Source organism: Humibacillus xanthopallidus, assembly GCF_044793955.1.
GTDB classification, from domain to species: domain Bacteria; phylum Actinomycetota; class Actinomycetes; order Actinomycetales; family Dermatophilaceae; genus Humibacillus; species Humibacillus xanthopallidus_C.
Window position 1 is genome coordinate 3,555,043 of record NZ_CP084995.1, and the last position, 16,202, is coordinate 3,571,244.

A 16,202-nucleotide genomic window follows, 5' to 3' on the forward strand; every position below is an offset into this window, starting at 1 on the left:
CGTTCCTCCTCAGCGCACGGCGACGGTGGCGAGGTCGACGATGCCACCCACGGCGTGGTCCTCGTAGTGGCGCACCCCGGCGCCGTGCAGGTGCAGGGCCTTGGTCGCCGAGAGCGCGATGTAGCCGCCCTTGGCCCGGATCGCCTCGTCGACCTGCTTCCACACGCGCATCCGGGCCGAGGGGTCCCCTGTGGCGTCGGCCTTGTCGATGAGGGCGGCGACGCTGTCGTCGGCGAAGTAGCCGACGTCCTGACCGGGCCCGGAGGAGTCGATGTTGATGCGCGCGTCGAAGAGCGCCGGCAGCACGCCGCTCGGTGACGGGATGTCGGACGTCCAGACCCCACGGAAGACGTCGTAGCGCTCGACCGAGGTCTTGTCCTCGATGGTCTCGTAGTACTTCTCGGGCTCGACGCCGGTGAGCTGCACGTCGAAGCCGGCGCGCTCCCACCCGGCGGCGAGCGCGGCATACGCCTTGTCGACGAGCGCGGACTTCGCGTGCACGACGCGCACCGTCACCGGTAGGCGCACCCCCGCATCGGTGAGCACCTTGCGGGCGGCCTCGGGGTCGCCCGTCAGCGAGGATCCGCTCGGCGGCTCGAGACTGCTCGGGTCGATGCTGGGCGCCAGGATCGACCACGACGGGTCACCGGAACCCTCGCCGCCGCTGGCGCTGACATAGGTCGCACGGTTGGTCGCCATCGCAAACGCTTGTCGCACAGCGGGATTGGACATGACCGTGCTGCGCATGTTGAGCGCGAGGTAGTCGACGTTGCCCGTGTGGGGGAAGGTCAGACGCGCCTGGAGGTCCGTGCCCGCCTGGTTGCGCAGGGTGGGCGACGCGGCGACCCACGACACGGCATACGCGTCGTCGTCCTGCTGGTTGAGCAGCCGCTCGATGACGGCGGACTCGCCCAGCCCCGTCGTGACCTCGATGCGGTCGGGGTAGGCCTTGCGGATCGGGTCGGTGCCGGGGTCCCAGTGCTCGTTGCGCACGAAGGTGCCGCCGGTGCCGACGACCCACGGCTTCTCGAGGCGGTAGGGACCGCTGCTGAGGACGACGTGCCCCGGCTTGTCCCCCGACGCGTCGCCAGCCTTTTCGCCGGCCTCGTCGGCCGTGACCTTGCGCGGCGCGAACTCCGGCAGCGCCACGACGTGCGGGAAGTCCGGCTCGGGCTCGCGCAGCCGGAAGGTGATGGTGCGCCCCTTGCAGCTGACGGCGCGGTCGAAGTCGGGCTGGTGGCGCGTGTCGGCCGGGCCCGCATAGACGGGCTTCTCGAGTCCCTCGGGCGTCACCTGGGTCGGCACGTCGAGCAGGTAGGTCGCATAGTTCGTGCCACCCACGTGCGTCGCGCGGTCGAAGGTGCGGGCCACCCCGTGACGCACGTCCTCGCACGTGATCGGCGAGCCGTCCTGCCACGTCACGCCCTCGCGCAACGTGAAGGTCCACGAGCGGGAGTCCGTGCTCGCCCGACCGGTGTCGGTGGCGAGGTCCCCTTGGAGGTCACGCTGCCGCTCGCCGATGCCGTATGCCGTGAGGCCCCTCGCGAAGGTGCGCTGGGCGAAGAAGGCCTCCGGGCCGACATACATCAGCTGGGGGTCCCAGGTGTCGATGCTGCCCGCGACGAGCACGCGCAGCGTGCCACCCGGCTGACCCCCCTGCGCCGCGGCGACCCCGACAGCGGCGTTGCCGGCGCCGCCGCCGTCAGTGGGTGACGGCGACGTCGTGCACGAGGCGGCCCCGGTCGCCACGACGGCCGCGACCACGGCGGAGACGACGCCGACACCGAGCCGTCGGGCCGCACGCGGCCATCGAGACAGCACGGAGCGCGCTCCGTCGACCCGGCGTCTCACACCCGATCAGCCCTCGGCCTTCGCCGCCGAACGGGCTCGGGCAGCGGAGCGGGCGCGCACGTTGGCGTCGAGCTCGACCTTGCGGATGCGCACCGCCTCCGGAGTGACCTCGACACACTCGTCCTCGCGGCAGAACTCGAGGCTCTGCTCGAGGCTGAGCTTGCGCGGCGGCACGATCTTCTCGAAGTTGTCGGAGGAGGAGGCGCGCACGTTGGTGAGCTTCTTCTCCTTGGTGATGTTGACGTCCATGTCGTCGGCGCGGGAGTTCTCGCCGACGATCATGCCCTCGTAGACCTCGGTCGTCGGGTCGGTGAAGAGCGTGCCGCGCTCCTGGAGGTTGACCATCGCGTAGGCCGTGACGACGCCCTTGCGGTCGGAGACCAGCGACCCGCTGACGCGCGTCGTGATGGCGCCGAACCACGGCTCGTAGTCCTCGAAGACGTGGTGGGCGATGCCGGTGCCACGGGTCTCGGTGAGGAACTCGGTGCGGAAGCCGATGAGGCCACGGCTCGGCACGAGGAACTCCATGCGGATCCAGCCGGTGCCGTGGTTGGTCATCTGCTCCATGCGGCCCTTGCGGGCGGCGAGGATCTGCGTGATCGGGCCGAGGAACTCCTCCGGCGTGTCGATCGTGAGGCGCTCGACGGGCTCGTGCACCTTGCCGTCCACCTCGCGGGTGACGACCTGGGGCTTGCCGACGGTCAGCTCGTAGCCCTCGCGGCGCATCTGCTCGACGAGGATGGCGAGGGCGAGCTCGCCTCGACCCTGCACCTCCCACGCGTCGGGGCGCTCGGTCGGCAGGATGCGCAGCGACACGTTGCCGATGAGTTCCTTGTCGAGACGGTCCTTGACCATGCGGGCGGTGACCTTGGAGCCGCGCACCTGACCGACCATCGGGCTGGTGTTGGTGCCGATCGTCATCGAGATGGCGGGCTCGTCGACCGTGATGAGCGGCAGCGGGATGGGGTTGTCGGCGTCGGCGAGCGTCTCGCCGATGGTGATCTCGGGGATGCCGGCGACGGCGATGATGTCGCCCGGGCCGGCGCTCTCGGCGGGCTTGCGCTCGAGGGCCTCGGTCATGAGCAGCTCGGTGATCTTCACACGCTGCTGCGAGCCGTCGTGACGGCACCACATGACCTGCTGGCCCTTCTTGATCGTGCCGTTGAAGACACGGAGCAGGGCGAGGCGGCCGAGGAAGTTGGACGCGTCGAGGTTGGTGACGTGGGCCTGCAGGGGGGCCTCGTCGTCATAGACCGGCGCGGGGATGGTCGACAGGATGGTGTCGAAGAGGGCCTCGAGGTCCTCGCCCTCGGGCATGCCACCGTCGTCGGGGCGCTCGAGTGACGCACGGCCGGCCCTGGCCGAGGCGTAGACGATCGGGAAGTCGATCTGCTCCTCGGTGGCATCGAGGTCGAGGAAGAGCTCGTAGGTCTCGTCGACGACCTCGGCGATGCGCGAGTCGGGACGGTCGACCTTGTTGATGCAGAGGATCACCGGCATCTTGGCGGCCAGCGCCTTGCGCAGCACGAAGCGGGTCTGGGGCAGCGGGCCCTCGGACGCGTCGACGAGCAGGACGACGCCGTCGACCATGGACAGGCCGCGCTCGACCTCGCCACCGAAGTCGGCGTGGCCGGGGGTGTCGATGATGTTGATGGTGACGCCGTCGGTGAGGCCGCGCTCGGCAGCCGCCTTGCCCGTGTAGTGCACGGCGGTGTTCTTCGCGAGGATGGTGATGCCCTTCTCGCGCTCGAGGTCACCGGAGTCCATCGCCCGCTCGTCGACGTGCTGGTGCTCGCCGAACGCACCGGACTGCCAGAGCATCTTGTCGACGAGGGTGGTCTTGCCGTGGTCGACGTGAGCGACGATGGCGACGTTGCGGATGTCCGCACGGGTCTTCAAAGGCATGAGGGACATTCTCTCAGGGTTTTCGGGTGCCTTCGTACACGAGCAGCCCGGCACGCTCCCCGCTCGCTCTCGCAGCGCCCTATCGGTGGCGCTCGACGAGCCGGTCCATGAGGGCGTCCATGCGGGCGTCGACCTGCTGGCGGGCCGGGTCGGCGTCGAACCAGTCGACGATCTCGGCGGCGCCCCGCTGGAAGGGCACGGTCGCGCACCACCCGGGCACGACCTGCTTGACCTTGGAGTTGTCGAAGACCATCGAGTGCGCCTTGTCGCCGAGCAGGGCGGCGCCCCAGTCGGCATCGACGGCGGCGACGGCATCGGAGGTCACGTGCACGAGCCGGGGCGTCACGCCCGCAGCCTCCGCGACGATCTCGTAGACCTGGTTCCAGCTCAGCCACTCGTCCGAGGTGATGTGGAAGCTGTCGCCGATGGCGGCCGGGTGGCCGAGCAGGCCGACGAACGCGCGAGCGAAGTCGGTGTGGTGCGTCAGCGTCCACAGCGAGGTGCCGTCGCCGTGCACGACGACCTCGGCGCCGCGCCGCATGCGGTCGACGACCGTCCACCCGCCGTCGAAGGGCGGGGCGGTGTGGTCGTAGGTGTGCGACGGCCGCACGATCGTGACCGGCAGGCCCTCCTCCCGGTGGGCCCGCACGAGCAGGTCCTCGGCGGCGATCTTGCCGCGCGAGTAGTCCCAGAAGGGGTTGCGCAGCGGCGTCGACTCGACGACGGGCAGCCGGGCCGGCGGGGTCTGGTAGGCCGAGGCGGAGCTGATGAAGACGTACTGCCCCATCCGGCCGCGCAGCACATCGAGGCGTGACGTCACATCATCGGGCCCGAAGGCCCGGAAGTCGGCCACCACGTCGAAGTCACGGTCGCCGAGCGCTGCCCGGAAGGAGTCGGGGTCGTCGAGGTCGCCGGTCAGCAGCTGGCAGCCCTCGGGCGCGGGCCGGGTCGTCGTGAGCCCCCGTCCGAGCACGAAGACCTCGAAACCCTCCTCGAGGGCGCGGCGGGTGCACGCCGAGCTGATGATCCCGGTGCCGCCGAGGAAGAGCACGGAGGGCGCTGGCATGGGTGGTCTCACTCTCGGTCGGTGACGGCGGACGTCGGCTCGCCGATCACGTCCGCGGCCACGCAGCACCGTAGCCCGCCCCACCGCGCCCCGGGGGTTGGCGCACCGCAACCCCGCCGGTATGCCGCTCGGCCCCGCACGCCGTCCCGCGCGGCGGGCAGACGGACCGCCACGAACCTGCGACACCACCGACCACGGTGCTCACGGGCGCGTCAGCGGCACCGTCGTGGAGGTCGTTGGGTCCTGGGGCCACGACGTCAGGACAGGGCGGCCTCGAGCGCCCGCACGATCGGCAGGTCCGCTGGGAGCCAGGGCACGGCATACAGCTGCGACGCCTCGAGCCAGCGCAGCTCGTCGTGGTCCTCGAGCGGGGCGGGCTCGCCGCCGGTCACCTCGACGAACCACACGAGCATCTCGTAGCGCTCGCCGAGCGGCCAGGTCGTGCCCGGCAACGGGCCCGGAAGGTGCGGACCGACCCGCACCTCGATGCCGAGCTCCTCGAGCAGCTCGCGGTGCAGCGCCGCGAGCGGCATCTCTCCGTCGTCGACCTTGCCACCGGGCAGCTCCCACCCGCCCGCGAGCGCCGACGGCTCGGTGCGGCGTGCTGCAAGCAGCCGGGTGGGCCGCACGAGGTCGTCGACGACGGCCGCGCCGACGACGAGGCGCACGGCGGGGGTGACGGGATCGGGAACGGTGCTCATGGCGGGCTAGATCGTGCCATACCGGACCCCGGTCAACCGTCGCACTGCGGCGTGCCGCTTCCCCCACGGCCCTGCCGGGCGTTGACTGGGAAGCATGAGCCGACTGCTGACCGACGACGAGATCACCCGCCAGCTCGCCGACCTGCCCGACTGGTCGCGGGACGGCGACACGCTCCGGGCGAGCTACGAAGCGCCGGACTTCCTGGCCGGCATCCGGCTCGTGCAGGAGGTGGCGCTGCTGGCCGAGGCGATGGACCACCACCCCGACATGGACGTGCGGTGGCGCACCATCTCCTTCGCCCTCTCGACGCATTCCGAGGGAGGGCTGACCCAGCTCGATGTCGAGCTCGCCCACGAGATCGCCCAGGAGGCCACCCGGGTCCGCGCGACGCCGACCGGGTGAGGCCCCCGCTTCCATCGCTTAGGATTGCCTGCATGCGATCGCACTCACGCCTTGACTCGCGCGCCGAGTCCCAGGAGGGCCATAGTCCCGAGCCGGACGGCCCCACGGCTGCCCGGCTCCCCCAGCCCCACTCGCTCACGCGGGTGGTGATCGCATGAGCATCGCCCTCGGGATCGCGCTGATCCTCGCCCTGACGGCGGCGACCGGCTACTTCGTCGCCCAGGAGTTCGCCTACGTCGCCGTCGACCGCAACGCCCTCAAGGAGCTCGCCGCCAAGGGTGACGAGCCGGCCCAACGGGCCCTCAAGGTCACCTCGCGCCTGTCCTTCACCCTGTCGGCCGCCCAGTTCGGCATCACCGTGACCGCGCTGCTCGTCGGCTACATCTCCGAGCCCCTCGTCGGCGCCGGCATCGCCGAGCTGCTCGACCCCTCGATGTCGTATGCCGCCCGCCTCAGCCTGTCGGTCACCGCCGTGCTGATCTTCTCGACCGTCGTGCAGATGGTCTTCGGCGAGCTGGCCCCCAAGAACCTCGCGATCGCCCGCACCGTGCCACTGGCCCGTGCGCTGTCGCGCTCGACCCTCATCTACCTCACCGTCGCGGGCCCTATCGTGCGGCTCTTCGACCGGGCCTCGACGACCCTGCTGCGCAAGGTCGGCATCGAGCCCGTCGAGGAGCTCGAGCACGGCGCCACCGCCGAGGACCTCACCCGCATCATCGACGAGTCCCACGCCGGCGGCCTGCTCGACGACGACCTCTCCGACGTCCTCGAGGGCGGCCTGCGCTTCCGCGAGCTCGACGCCGGCGAGGTCATGACCCCGCGCGTGCGGGTGCAGACCGTGCACGCTGACGACCCGGTGAGTCGCCTCGTCGAGCTGCTCGACACCGGCTGGTCGCGCTTCCCCGTGACCGGCACCGACGGCGACGACATCGTCGGCGTGGCCGGCATCGCCGAGGTGCTCGCTGTCGCGCCCGAGCTGCGGGCGACCACGTCCGTCGGGTCGGTCACCCCCGAGCCCACCGTCGTCCCGACGAGCGCGCCGCTGCCCAAGGTGCTCGAGCAGATCCGCACCGAGCACCGGCAGATGGCCATCGTCGTCGACGAGCACGGCGGCTTCGCCGGCATCGTCACCTTCGAGGACATCGCCGAGGAGGTCGTCGGAGACATCCTCGACGAGGACGACACCGACATGGTGTCCGTGGAGCCCGACGGGTCCGATGCCTGGGTCGTGCCGGGTCACCTGCGCCTCGACGAGCTCGACACCGCGACCGGCGTGCGCCTCACCGCCACCGACGAGTACTCCACGATCAGCGGGCTCATCCTCGAGGACCTCGGTCGCACGGCCCAGGTCGGCGACGTCGTCGAGGTGCAGGGTCGCCGCGAGGTCGACTCCGACGACCACCACCACCACGGTGACCTCGCCTCGGCGTCCGCGTCCGACAGGGGCGAAAGGGATGACCGGGACGACGAGGCCGACCGGCGCGACGACCGACGCGACGACCGACGCGACGACCGACGCGACGACTCAGACGACCACCACACCGGTCGGCCGCACGTGACGGTGCGGCTGACGGTCCACGCCGTCGACCGCCACGTGCCCGCCTCGGTGCGCGTCGAGGTGCTCGACCTCCTGGGTGAGCTCGAGCTGCTCGACGAGAACGACAACGCCATGGGCGACGAGCCCGACTCGCCCGATGAGGCGACCCACAGCGAGCTCGAGCGCGCGGTGCCGGCCGGAGCCGACAAGGACCGGGCCACCCGACACGCCGACCACTCCCATGCCAACGACGAGAGGAGCGCCCGATGATCACCGCCCTGCTGATCTCAGTCGTCCTGCTCGTGCTCAACGCGTTCTTCGTCGCGGCCGAGTTCGCGCTCGTCGCGAGCAAGCGCCACCGCCTCGACGACCTCGCCGAGAAGGGCAGCCGTGCGGCGGCCGCAGCCGCGGCCGGCAGCCGCGAGCTGTCCCTCATGCTCGCCGGCGCCCAGCTCGGCATCACCCTGTGCACCCTCGGCCTCGGCGCCGTGGCCAAGCCCGCGGTGGCCGACCTGCTGGCACCCGTCTTCACGTTCCTGCGCCTGCCCGAGGAGGCGGCATATGTCGTCGCGGTGATCCTGGCCGTCGGCATCGTCGTCTTCCTGCACATGGTGGTCGGCGAGATGGCGCCCAAGTCGTGGGCCATCGCCCACCCCGAGCGTTCGGCCGTGCTGTTGGCGCTGCCCTTCCGCGCGTTCGCGTGGGTGATGCGACCGGTCCTCAGCGTGCTCAACGCCATGGCCAACAGCTGCCTGCGACTCGTCGGGGTCCAGCCCCAGAACGAGCTCGCCCAGGTCCACGGCCCCAAGGAGCTCGCCCTGCTCCTCGAGAGCGCCCGCGAGCAGGGTCAGCTCGCGGAGTCCGAGCACCGCGTGCTCGCCGGCGCCATCGACCTCGACACGACGCGGATCACCGAGGTCATGGTGCCGCTCGAGCGCGCCGTCGGCGTCGCGGGCTCGGCCTCGGTCCTCGAGGCCGAGCGGGTCTCGCGCGAGTCAGGACGATCGCGTCTCGTGGTGACGGACGGGGGTGTGCCGATCGGGATCGCGCACGTGCGCGACATCGTGCGTGCCCCGCGCGACGCCGCCGTCACGACGCTGACCTCCGCCGCGATGCGGGTCGAGGAGGAGCTCTCGCTGCTCGACGCCATCAGCGCCATGCGGGCCGAGCGCGCCCAGCTCGTGCTCGTCGAGGGGGCGCAGGGTCCGATCGGGCTCGTCACCATGGAGGACCTTCTCGAGCGGGTGCTCGGGCAGTTCGACGACGAGACCGACACCGACTCGAGCAGCTCAGAGGCGACGGTCCGCTCGGCCGGGCGCTGACCCCGCCACCCCAAGCGCCTCAGCCGCGACCGTCCGCGCACGGGCCCGCTGACCCAGTCGAGTGCCCACGTGTCGACATCACCCTGGCTCGGACAGGCGTCGGGAACTGGGCACTCGACAGCCAACTCCGTCGAGTGCCCAGGTCCCGAGGTCAGGACCTGGGCACTCGACATGGTCACCCGTGGGGACGTGGGCACTCGACTCGTTGGCCACCGTCCGGGCGATGCGCCGCTGGCCGAGAAGTGTGCCGCCCCGCACGGCATGTCGCCGGAAGATATCCACCGCGTCACGATTCGGCATCGTCGGTTGTGGCGGGTGGTGTCGCGCAGAAAGATGGGGCCCGCGCGGGCGTCGGGGGGTCTAGGGTGGCGCCTGCCGCAGCGCACCGGAGGCTGATCCCCGTCCCCGGCCTCGATCCCACCCGGAGGTGACGGCACGTGAGCACACCCCTCGAGCTGGAGCCGGGAGGCGCGTCCGCCCCTCCCGAGGCGGTGCTCGAGGGGGCGAAGCACATCGAGGGCCGCTCGCTCGGGCAGATCGCCTGGACGCGCCTCAAGCGTGACAAGGTCGCACTGACCGGCGGGTTCTTCATCATCTTCCTCGTCGTCGGGTCGATCCTCGCGCCCCTCATCGTCAACGTGCTCGGCCACCCGCCCGACGAGTTCCACCAGGAGTTCATCGACCCCGACCTGCAGGTGCCGACCGCGCCCTTCGGCGGCGTGTCCTGGGACTTCCTCTTCGGCCTCGAGCCCGTCAACGGCCGCGACCTCTTCAGCCGGGTGCTCTTCGGCTCGCAGATCTCGCTGCTCATCGCCTTCCTCGCCACGATCATCTCGGTCGTCATCGGCACGATCATGGGTGTCGTCGCGGGCTACTTCGGCGGCGCGACCGACGCGTTCATCAGCCGGCTCATGGACATCTTCCTGGCCTTCCCACTCCTCGTCTTCGCCCTGGCGCTCGTCGGGGTGATCCCCGAGTCGGCCTTCGGGCTGAGCGGTGACTCGCTGCGCATCGCCGTCATCGTCTTCATCATCGGCTTCTTCAACTGGCCCTACATCGGCCGCATCGTCCGCGGGCAGACCCTCTCTCTGCGCGAGCGCGAGTTCATCGACGCCTCCCGCAGCCTCGGGGCGCGAGCGCCCTACATCCTGCGCAAGGACCTGCTGCCCAACCTCATCGCGCCGATCCTCGTCTACGCGACCCTCCTCATCCCGAGCAACATCCTCTTCGAGGCCGCGCTGTCCTACCTCGGCGTCGGGGTGCAGGCGCCCCGCGCCACGTGGGGCGGCATGCTCGCGGACGCGGCGAAGTGGTATCAGGTCGACCCCTGGTTCATGCTGCCGCCCGGCCTGGCCATCTTCGTGACGGTCCTCGCCTTCAACCTCTTCGGGGACGGCTTGCGTGACGCCCTCGACCCCCGGTCTCGGTAACCTCCGCGGCCTGCAGTTTCGCTCGACCGATAGCAAGGAGCGCACTCACCCATGAAGAACACACGCTTGATGGTGGTCGCAGCCGCGACCGCCCTGGCCCTGGGGCTGTCCGCCTGCGGCGGCAGCGCCAGCGACGGCACCGGTGACACCGGCAGCACCGGTGGCAGCGGCGGCAGTGCTGCGGCGCCGGCGGCCGACGCGGCGATCGGCAAGATCTACAACCCGTCGACCACCAAGGGCGGCACGCTCCGCTTCGGCATGGCCGGAGACTGGGACTCCGTCGACCCGGGCGACACCTACTACGGCCTCTCGTGGAACTTCCTGCGCAACTACGCCCGCACGCTCGTCGTCTTCAAGGCGGGCCCGGGCGCCGAGGGTGCCAAGCTCGTCCCCGACCTCGCGACGAGCCTCGGCAAGCCGAGCGACGACAACAAGACGTGGACCTACACGCTGCGCGACGGCATCAAGTTCGAGGACGGCACGCCGATCACGAGCAAGGACATCAAGTACGCCGTCGCCCGCCAGCTCGACAAGGACACGTTCCCCAACGGTCCGACGTACTTCAACGACTTCCTCGCCGACATCCCCGAGGGCTACTCGGTCTACAAGAACAAGAACCTCGATGACCTCAAGTCCATCGAGACGCCCGACGACAAGACCATCATCTTCAAGCTGAAGACCGGCTTCTCGGGCTTCGACTACTTCGCGCAGCTGCCCGCCACGGCCCCCGTGCCGCAGGCGAAGGACACCGGCACGAAGTACAAGGAGAAGGTCGTCTCGAGCGGGCCCTACAAGTTCGTGTCCTACGCCCAGGGCAAGAACATGGAGCTCGACCGCAACCCGAACTACGACGCGGCCACCGACCCCGAGTCGGGACGTCTGGCGCTGCCGGACAAGCTGACCGTCGAGCTCAGCCTCAACGCGGCCGACGTCGACAACCGCCTGCAGAGCGGCGGCCTCGACGTCGACATCGCCGGCACCGGCGTGCAGGCCGAGTCGCAGGGCAAGATCCTCGCCGACCCGACCCTCAAGGCCCAGACCGACAACGCCCAGGCCGCCCGCACGTGGTTCTCGGTGCTCAACAGCGACGTCGCTCCGCTCGACAACGTCGAGTGCCGCAAGGCCGTCGTCCTCGCCTACGACAAGACCGGCTACCAGCGTGCCTACGGTGGCAACACCGGCGGCGAGATCGCGACGAGCCTCATGCCGCCGAACGTGCCCGGCCACGCCGCCTTCGACCTCTACGACTTCAAGGCGAAGCCGCAGGGCGACCCCGACGCCGCCAAGGCCGCGCTCACCGCGTGTGGCCAGCCCAACGGCTTCGAGACCAACATCTCCTACCGTGCCGAGCGCCCGAAGGAGAAGGCGACCGCCGAGTCGCTCCAGCAGTCGCTCGCCAAGGTCGGCATCAAGCTCAACATCAAGGCCTTCCCGACGGCGGACTACACCAAGCTCTACGCCGGCAAGCCCGACTACGCCAAGGCCAACAACCTCGGCATCATCGTCTACGGCTGGGGTGCTGACTGGCCCGACGGCTTCGGCTTCCTCTCGCAGATCGTCGACAGCCGGGTCATCCGCCCGTCCGGCAACACCAACCTCGGCATCAAGGTGCCGGCGGTCGACCAGGGCATCGACCAGGCGATGGCAGAGACCGACGCCACCAAGCGTGACGCCATCTGGGGCAACGTCGACAAGTCCGTCATGGAGGCGGCCGCGGTGATCCCGGGCGTGTGGGCCAAGGGCCTGCTCTTCCGTCCCGACACGATCACCAACGTCTTCGTCAACGACGGCTTCACGATGTACGACTACGCCGCGATGGGCGTCAAGCAGTAACACCAGCACTGCCCGTCGCTCACCGCACCACCGCCCAACCACCTGAAAGTAGGTGAAGGCGCAGACCGGTGGCGGGGGGGCCCGCGGGGTCCCCCGCCACCGCGTCCGGCCGAATCCCTTGCTGACGTACATGATCCGGCGCTTCATCAGCGCCGTCGTCCTGCTCTTCGTCGTGAGCGCCGTCACCTTCGCCATCTTCTTCCTCCTGCCGAGGCTGGCCGGGGCCACGCCCGACGACCTCGCTTCCCGCTACGTCGGCAAGACCGCCGGCCAGGAGCAGATCCACGCCGCGGCCGTGCGCCTCGGCTTCACCGACCCGATCTGGGTGCAGTACGGCCGCTTCGCCAAGGGAATCGTCGTCGGGTCGGAGTACGACACCGGCGTGACGGTGGAGCAGTGCCCCGCCCCGTGCCTCGGCTACTCCTTCATCACCCAGAACCCCGTGCTGCCCGACCTGCTCGACCGCCTGCCCGTCACGCTGTCGCTCGCGGCGGGCGCCGCGGTGCTGTGGCTCTTCGGCGGCGTCGCCACCGGCGTCGTGTCGGCCCTCAAACGTGGTAGTCCGCTCGACCGCACCGCGATGGGCATCGCCCTCGCCGGCGTCTCGCTGCCCATCTTCTTCACCGGCCTGCTGGCCCTCTCGATCTTCAGCTACGGCCTCGGGTGGACCGCCCAGGGCGGCAGCTACACCCCCTTCCAGGAGAATCCTGCGCAGTGGGCCTACGACCTCCTCCTGCCGTGGATCACGTTGTCCTTCCTGTATGCCGCGGCCTACGCCCGTCTCACCCGCGCGGGCATGCTCGAGACCATGAACGAGGACTACATCCGCACCGCGCGCGCCAAGGGCCTCCGGGAACGCGACGTCGTCGTGCGCCACGGGTTGCGCGCCGCGTTGACGCCGATCCTCACGATCTTCGGTCTCGACCTCGGACTGCTGCTCGGCGGCGCCATCCTCACCGAGTCGACCTTCTCGCTCAACGGGATCGGCAAGTATGCCGTCGACGCGGTGGCCAACAACGACCTCCCCAAGGTGCTTGGCGTGACCTTGCTCGGCGCGACGTTCATCGTCGTCGCCAACCTCGTCGTCGACCTCCTGTATGCCGTCGTCGACCCGAGGGTGCGTGTCTCGTGAGCCAGCCCAGCACCACTCCGGACAGCCCGCCCGACGCCCACGCTGACGCGCACACGGACGCCCCGGCAGCGCCCAGCGAGAAGCGCTCGCGCAGACGCCGTGAGGCCCCGCCCTCGACCGGCCTCGACGGCATCGGAGGACTCGGCGCGCCGGCGCCCGACTCGTTCCTGTCCGTCCGCGACCTGCGCGTCCACTTCCCGACCGACGACGGCGTCGTGAAGTCGGTCGACGGCATCTCCTTCGACCTCGCCCGGGGCAGGACCCTCGGCATCGTCGGCGAGTCCGGCTCGGGCAAGTCGGTGACGAGCATGTCGATCATGGGCCTGCACAAGCCGGGCACCGTCACCATGACCGGCTCGATCCGGCTGGGCGGCGAGGAGCTCATCGGCGCCGGCAGCGAGACCGTGCGCGAGCTGCGGGGCAAGCGGATGGCGATGATCTTCCAGGACCCGCTGTCGGCGATGCACCCCTTCTACACAATCGGCCGCCAGATCGTGGAGGCCTACCGGGTGCACAACGACGTGAGCACGTCGGTGGCCAAGAAGCACGCCGTCGAGATGCTCGACCGCGTCGGCATCCCCCAGGCGAGCAGCCGCGTCGACGACTACCCGCACCAGTTCTCGGGCGGCATGCGTCAGCGCGCGATGATCGCGATGGCCCTGTCGTGCGACCCCGACCTGCTCATCGCCGACGAGCCGACGACGGCGCTCGATGTCACGGTGCAGGCCCAGATCCTCGACCTCATCCGTGACCTGCAGACCGAGTTCAACTCTGCCGTCATCATCATCACGCACGACCTCGGGGTCGTGGCCGAGCTCTCCGACGACATCATGGTGATGTATGCCGGCCGGGCCGTTGAGTACGCCGCTGCCGCCGACGTCTTCGAACGACCCGAGCACCCTTACACCTGGGGCCTGCTCAGCTCGATGCCGCGTCTCGACCGCGTGCGGACCGAGCGCCTGCGGCCCATCCCGGGCGCGCCTCCGAGCCTCATCAACGTGCCGTCGGGCTGCCCGTTCCACCCGCGCTGCGCCTATGCCGACCGCACCGGTGGCCTGTCGCAGAGCCAGCGGCCACCGCTGGAGGAGAAGGCGCCCGGTCACTACGCCGCGTGCCACCTGACGACCGAGGAGCGCAACAGCATCTGGGCGAACGACATCAGGCCGACGCTGTGATGACCACGACGACTTCAGGAGCACCCTCATGACGGCGTCGACCGCGCCCTCGCCCGACGCCGACGTCACGCGCGGCGAGCCGCTGTTGCGGGTCACCAACCTGACCAAGCACTTCCCGATCCGCCGAGGGTTGCTCCAGCGCCAGGTCGGGGCGGTGCAGGCCGTCGACGGGCTGAGCTTCGAGGTGGCAAAGGGCGAAACCCTCTCTCTCGTGGGCGAGTCGGGGTGCGGCAAGACGACGACGGGCCGCATGCTAACGCGCCTCATCGAGCCGACCGACGGGCTCCTCGAGTTCGAGGGGCGCGACGTGACCCACGCGTCGATGAGCCAGCTGCGACCGTTGCGCCGCGACGTGCAGATGATCTTCCAGGACCCCTACGGCTCGCTCAACCCGCGCCACACGGTCGGCACCATCGTCGGTGCCCCCTTCAAACTGCAGGACATCAAGACCGAGAAGGGCATCAAGCGCTCCGTCCAGGACCTGCTCGAGCTCGTCGGCCTGAGCCCGGAGCACTACAACCGCTACCCGCACGAGTTCTCCGGCGGTCAGCGCCAGCGCATCGGCATCGCCCGGTCGCTCGCCCTGCGCCCCAAGCTCATCGTCGCCGACGAGCCGGTCTCCGCCCTCGACGTGTCGATCCAGGCGCAGGTCATCAACCTGCTCGAGGACCTGCAGGACGAGTTCGACCTCACCTACGTCGTCATCGCGCACGACCTCTCGGTGGTGCGGCACATGTCCGACCGGGTGGCCGTGATGTATCTCGGCAAGCTCGTCGAGGTGGCCGACCGTGACGAGCTCTACACCCGCCCCATGCACCCCTACACGACGGCACTGCTGTCGGCCGTGCCGGTTCCCGACACGAGCCGTCGCACCAAGCGCGAGCGGATCCGCCTCACCGGCGACGTGCCGAGCCCGATCAACCCGCCGCCGGCGTGCCGATTCAACACCCGGTGCTGGAAGGCGCAGGAGGTCTGTCGCACGGTCGAGCCCCCGCTCGTGGAGCTCGCGCCGGGCCACCAGGTCGCCTGCCACTTCCCCGAGAACACCGAGGAGCCCGCCGCGGCCCTCGGTGAAGGGCCCGTGCAGCTCGACACCCCGCGCCCCCGCGCGGGCGACGCGACGGCCTGAGCCGGCCGCTCGCGCCCCTCGTCAGGCCGAGGCCGCGACGAAGGGCGCGACCTGGCTCAGCTGCAGCACCTCGCCGAGCCGGCGCGTGACCGCGGTCGGTCCCTGCACGGTGACCCGCCCGGCCCGGAGCGCGACGGGCAGCGGCATCCTCCCGAGCCACACGGCATACAGCGACGCCACGTCCGAGGAGATCGTGAGGTCGACGGGGTAGCCCGGGTCGGCCATGCAGACGGACGGCACCCCTCGCTCGACGAGGATCCAGAAGCGACGTGCGTCGTCGGCGAAGCGCACGTGCACCACGTGCCGGTCGCCCTCGAGCGTCGAGGTGTCGACGCGCGTGTGCATCCACCAGACGAGCAGCTGCGCATCGAGCTCCTCGGGCTGCGGGTCGCCGAAGACGTAGCGCGCGCCCCACTCCGCCATGCCGAAGACGATCGGCTCGAGGGCCCGACCGGCGGGTGTGAGCACGTAGTGCTGGCCTGCACGGGTGACCACGCCGGTGCGCTCGAGGTGGCGCAGGCGCTTGGTGAGGAGGCTGCGGGAGAGACCGGGCAACCCGCGAGCGAGGTCGTTGAAGCGGGTCGTGCCGACGATCAGGTCGCGCACGATGAGCAGCGTCCACCGCTCCCCCACGACGTCGAGCGTGCGCGAGATCGGGCAGTACTGCCCCGCGCCTGGATCGTGTCGGCCCATGTCGCACCTCCGGTCGGTCCTCCCA

The 16,202-nt window shown here is 70.3% G+C and carries 13 protein-coding genes; 8 read left to right on the forward strand and 5 right to left on the reverse strand.

The annotated features are described in order from the left end of the window. Window positions 1-9: 9 nt before the first annotated feature. The 4 genes from LG278_RS15955 to LG278_RS15970 all read right to left on the reverse strand — a co-directional run bounded on the left by LG278_RS15955 (window position 10) and on the right by LG278_RS15970 (window position 5,523). Window positions 10-1,821, reverse strand: coding sequence for an ABC transporter substrate-binding protein (locus LG278_RS15955; RefSeq protein WP_404388366.1), 1,812 nt, complete (start codon window positions 1,819-1,821; stop codon window positions 10-12). A 36-nt stretch (window positions 1,822-1,857) separates the two neighbouring features. Further along, a complete protein-coding gene (typA, locus tag LG278_RS15960) occupies window positions 1,858-3,756 on the reverse strand; it encodes a translational GTPase TypA (RefSeq protein ID WP_404388368.1) in 1,899 nt (632 codons plus the stop codon). Window positions 3,757-3,835: 79 nt separating this feature from the next. Next, window positions 3,836-4,822: an NAD-dependent epimerase/dehydratase family protein gene (locus tag LG278_RS15965; RefSeq protein ID WP_404388370.1), complete on the reverse strand. Its 987-nt coding sequence runs from the start codon at window positions 4,820-4,822 to the stop codon at window positions 3,836-3,838. Window positions 4,823-5,079: 257 nt separating this feature from the next. Continuing rightward, on the reverse strand, window positions 5,080-5,523 hold the full coding sequence (locus LG278_RS15970) for a (deoxy)nucleoside triphosphate pyrophosphohydrolase (RefSeq protein WP_404388372.1): 444 nt from the start codon (window positions 5,521-5,523) through the stop codon (window positions 5,080-5,082). Between the two features lie 94 nt (window positions 5,524-5,617). On the opposite strand from LG278_RS15970, the gene LG278_RS15975 reads away from it, so the two are divergent. The 8 genes from LG278_RS15975 to LG278_RS16010 all read left to right on the forward strand — a co-directional run bounded on the left by LG278_RS15975 (window position 5,618) and on the right by LG278_RS16010 (window position 15,484). Next, window positions 5,618-5,926 (forward strand): 4a-hydroxytetrahydrobiopterin dehydratase, encoded by a 309-nt coding sequence (locus LG278_RS15975; protein WP_404388374.1) that lies wholly within the window; start codon window positions 5,618-5,620, stop codon window positions 5,924-5,926. 154 nt (window positions 5,927-6,080) lie between these two features. Beyond that, window positions 6,081-7,733, forward strand: a complete 1,653-nt coding sequence (locus LG278_RS15980; RefSeq protein WP_404388376.1) for a hemolysin family protein — start codon at window positions 6,081-6,083, stop codon at window positions 7,731-7,733. Further along, window positions 7,730-8,785: a hemolysin family protein gene (locus LG278_RS15985; protein WP_404388378.1), complete on the forward strand. Its 1,056-nt coding sequence runs from the start codon at window positions 7,730-7,732 to the stop codon at window positions 8,783-8,785. The genes LG278_RS15980 and LG278_RS15985 overlap by 4 nt, the downstream gene beginning before the upstream one ends. A 437-nt stretch (window positions 8,786-9,222) precedes the next feature. After that, a complete protein-coding gene (locus tag LG278_RS15990; protein WP_404388380.1) occupies window positions 9,223-10,215 on the forward strand; it encodes an ABC transporter permease in 993 nt (330 codons plus the stop codon). Between the two features lie 51 nt (window positions 10,216-10,266). Further along, entirely contained in the window at window positions 10,267-12,048 is a 1,782-nt protein-coding gene (locus tag LG278_RS15995; RefSeq protein WP_404388382.1) for an ABC transporter substrate-binding protein, read from the forward strand. Window positions 12,049-12,178: 130 nt separating this feature from the next. After that, window positions 12,179-13,180, forward strand: coding sequence for an ABC transporter permease (locus tag LG278_RS16000; protein ID WP_404388383.1), 1,002 nt, complete (start codon window positions 12,179-12,181; stop codon window positions 13,178-13,180). A gap of 131 nt (window positions 13,181-13,311) precedes the next feature. After that, a complete protein-coding gene (locus LG278_RS16005; RefSeq protein ID WP_404393686.1) occupies window positions 13,312-14,355 on the forward strand; it encodes an ABC transporter ATP-binding protein in 1,044 nt (347 codons plus the stop codon). A gap of 28 nt (window positions 14,356-14,383) precedes the next feature. After that, window positions 14,384-15,484, forward strand: a complete 1,101-nt coding sequence (locus tag LG278_RS16010; RefSeq protein WP_404388385.1) for an ABC transporter ATP-binding protein — start codon at window positions 14,384-14,386, stop codon at window positions 15,482-15,484. Window positions 15,485-15,505: 21 nt separating this feature from the next. Here LG278_RS16010 and LG278_RS16015 read toward each other — a convergent pair whose 3' ends face one another. Then, the gene (locus tag LG278_RS16015; RefSeq protein WP_404388387.1) at window positions 15,506-16,177 is read right to left on the reverse strand and encodes a winged helix-turn-helix transcriptional regulator; all 672 of its coding nucleotides are present in this window, start codon (window positions 16,175-16,177) and stop codon (window positions 15,506-15,508) included. Between the last annotated feature and the right edge of the window lie 25 nt (window positions 16,178-16,202).

What these genes read in the sequence shown, in the direction of transcription:
- LG278_RS16015 (WP_404388387.1), bottom strand. Translation starts at nt 16,177, where the DNA reads ATGGGCCGACACGATCCAGGCGCGGGGCAGTACTGCCCGATCTCGCGC.
- LG278_RS15985 (WP_404388378.1), top strand. Translation starts at nt 7,730, where the DNA reads ATGATCACCGCCCTGCTGATCTCAGTCGTCCTGCTCGTGCTCAACGCG.
- LG278_RS15975 (WP_404388374.1), top strand. Translation starts at nt 5,618, where the DNA reads ATGAGCCGACTGCTGACCGACGACGAGATCACCCGCCAGCTCGCCGAC.
- LG278_RS16000 (WP_404388383.1), top strand. Translation starts at nt 12,179, where the DNA reads ATGATCCGGCGCTTCATCAGCGCCGTCGTCCTGCTCTTCGTCGTGAGC.
- typA (WP_404388368.1), bottom strand. Translation starts at nt 3,756, where the DNA reads ATGCCTTTGAAGACCCGTGCGGACATCCGCAACGTCGCCATCGTCGCT.
- LG278_RS15995 (WP_404388382.1), top strand. Translation starts at nt 10,267, where the DNA reads ATGAAGAACACACGCTTGATGGTGGTCGCAGCCGCGACCGCCCTGGCC.
- LG278_RS15965 (WP_404388370.1), bottom strand. Translation starts at nt 4,822, where the DNA reads ATGCCAGCGCCCTCCGTGCTCTTCCTCGGCGGCACCGGGATCATCAGC.
- LG278_RS16010 (WP_404388385.1), top strand. Translation starts at nt 14,384, where the DNA reads ATGACGGCGTCGACCGCGCCCTCGCCCGACGCCGACGTCACGCGCGGC.
- LG278_RS15970 (WP_404388372.1), bottom strand. Translation starts at nt 5,523, where the DNA reads ATGAGCACCGTTCCCGATCCCGTCACCCCCGCCGTGCGCCTCGTCGTC.
- LG278_RS15980 (WP_404388376.1), top strand. Translation starts at nt 6,081, where the DNA reads ATGAGCATCGCCCTCGGGATCGCGCTGATCCTCGCCCTGACGGCGGCG.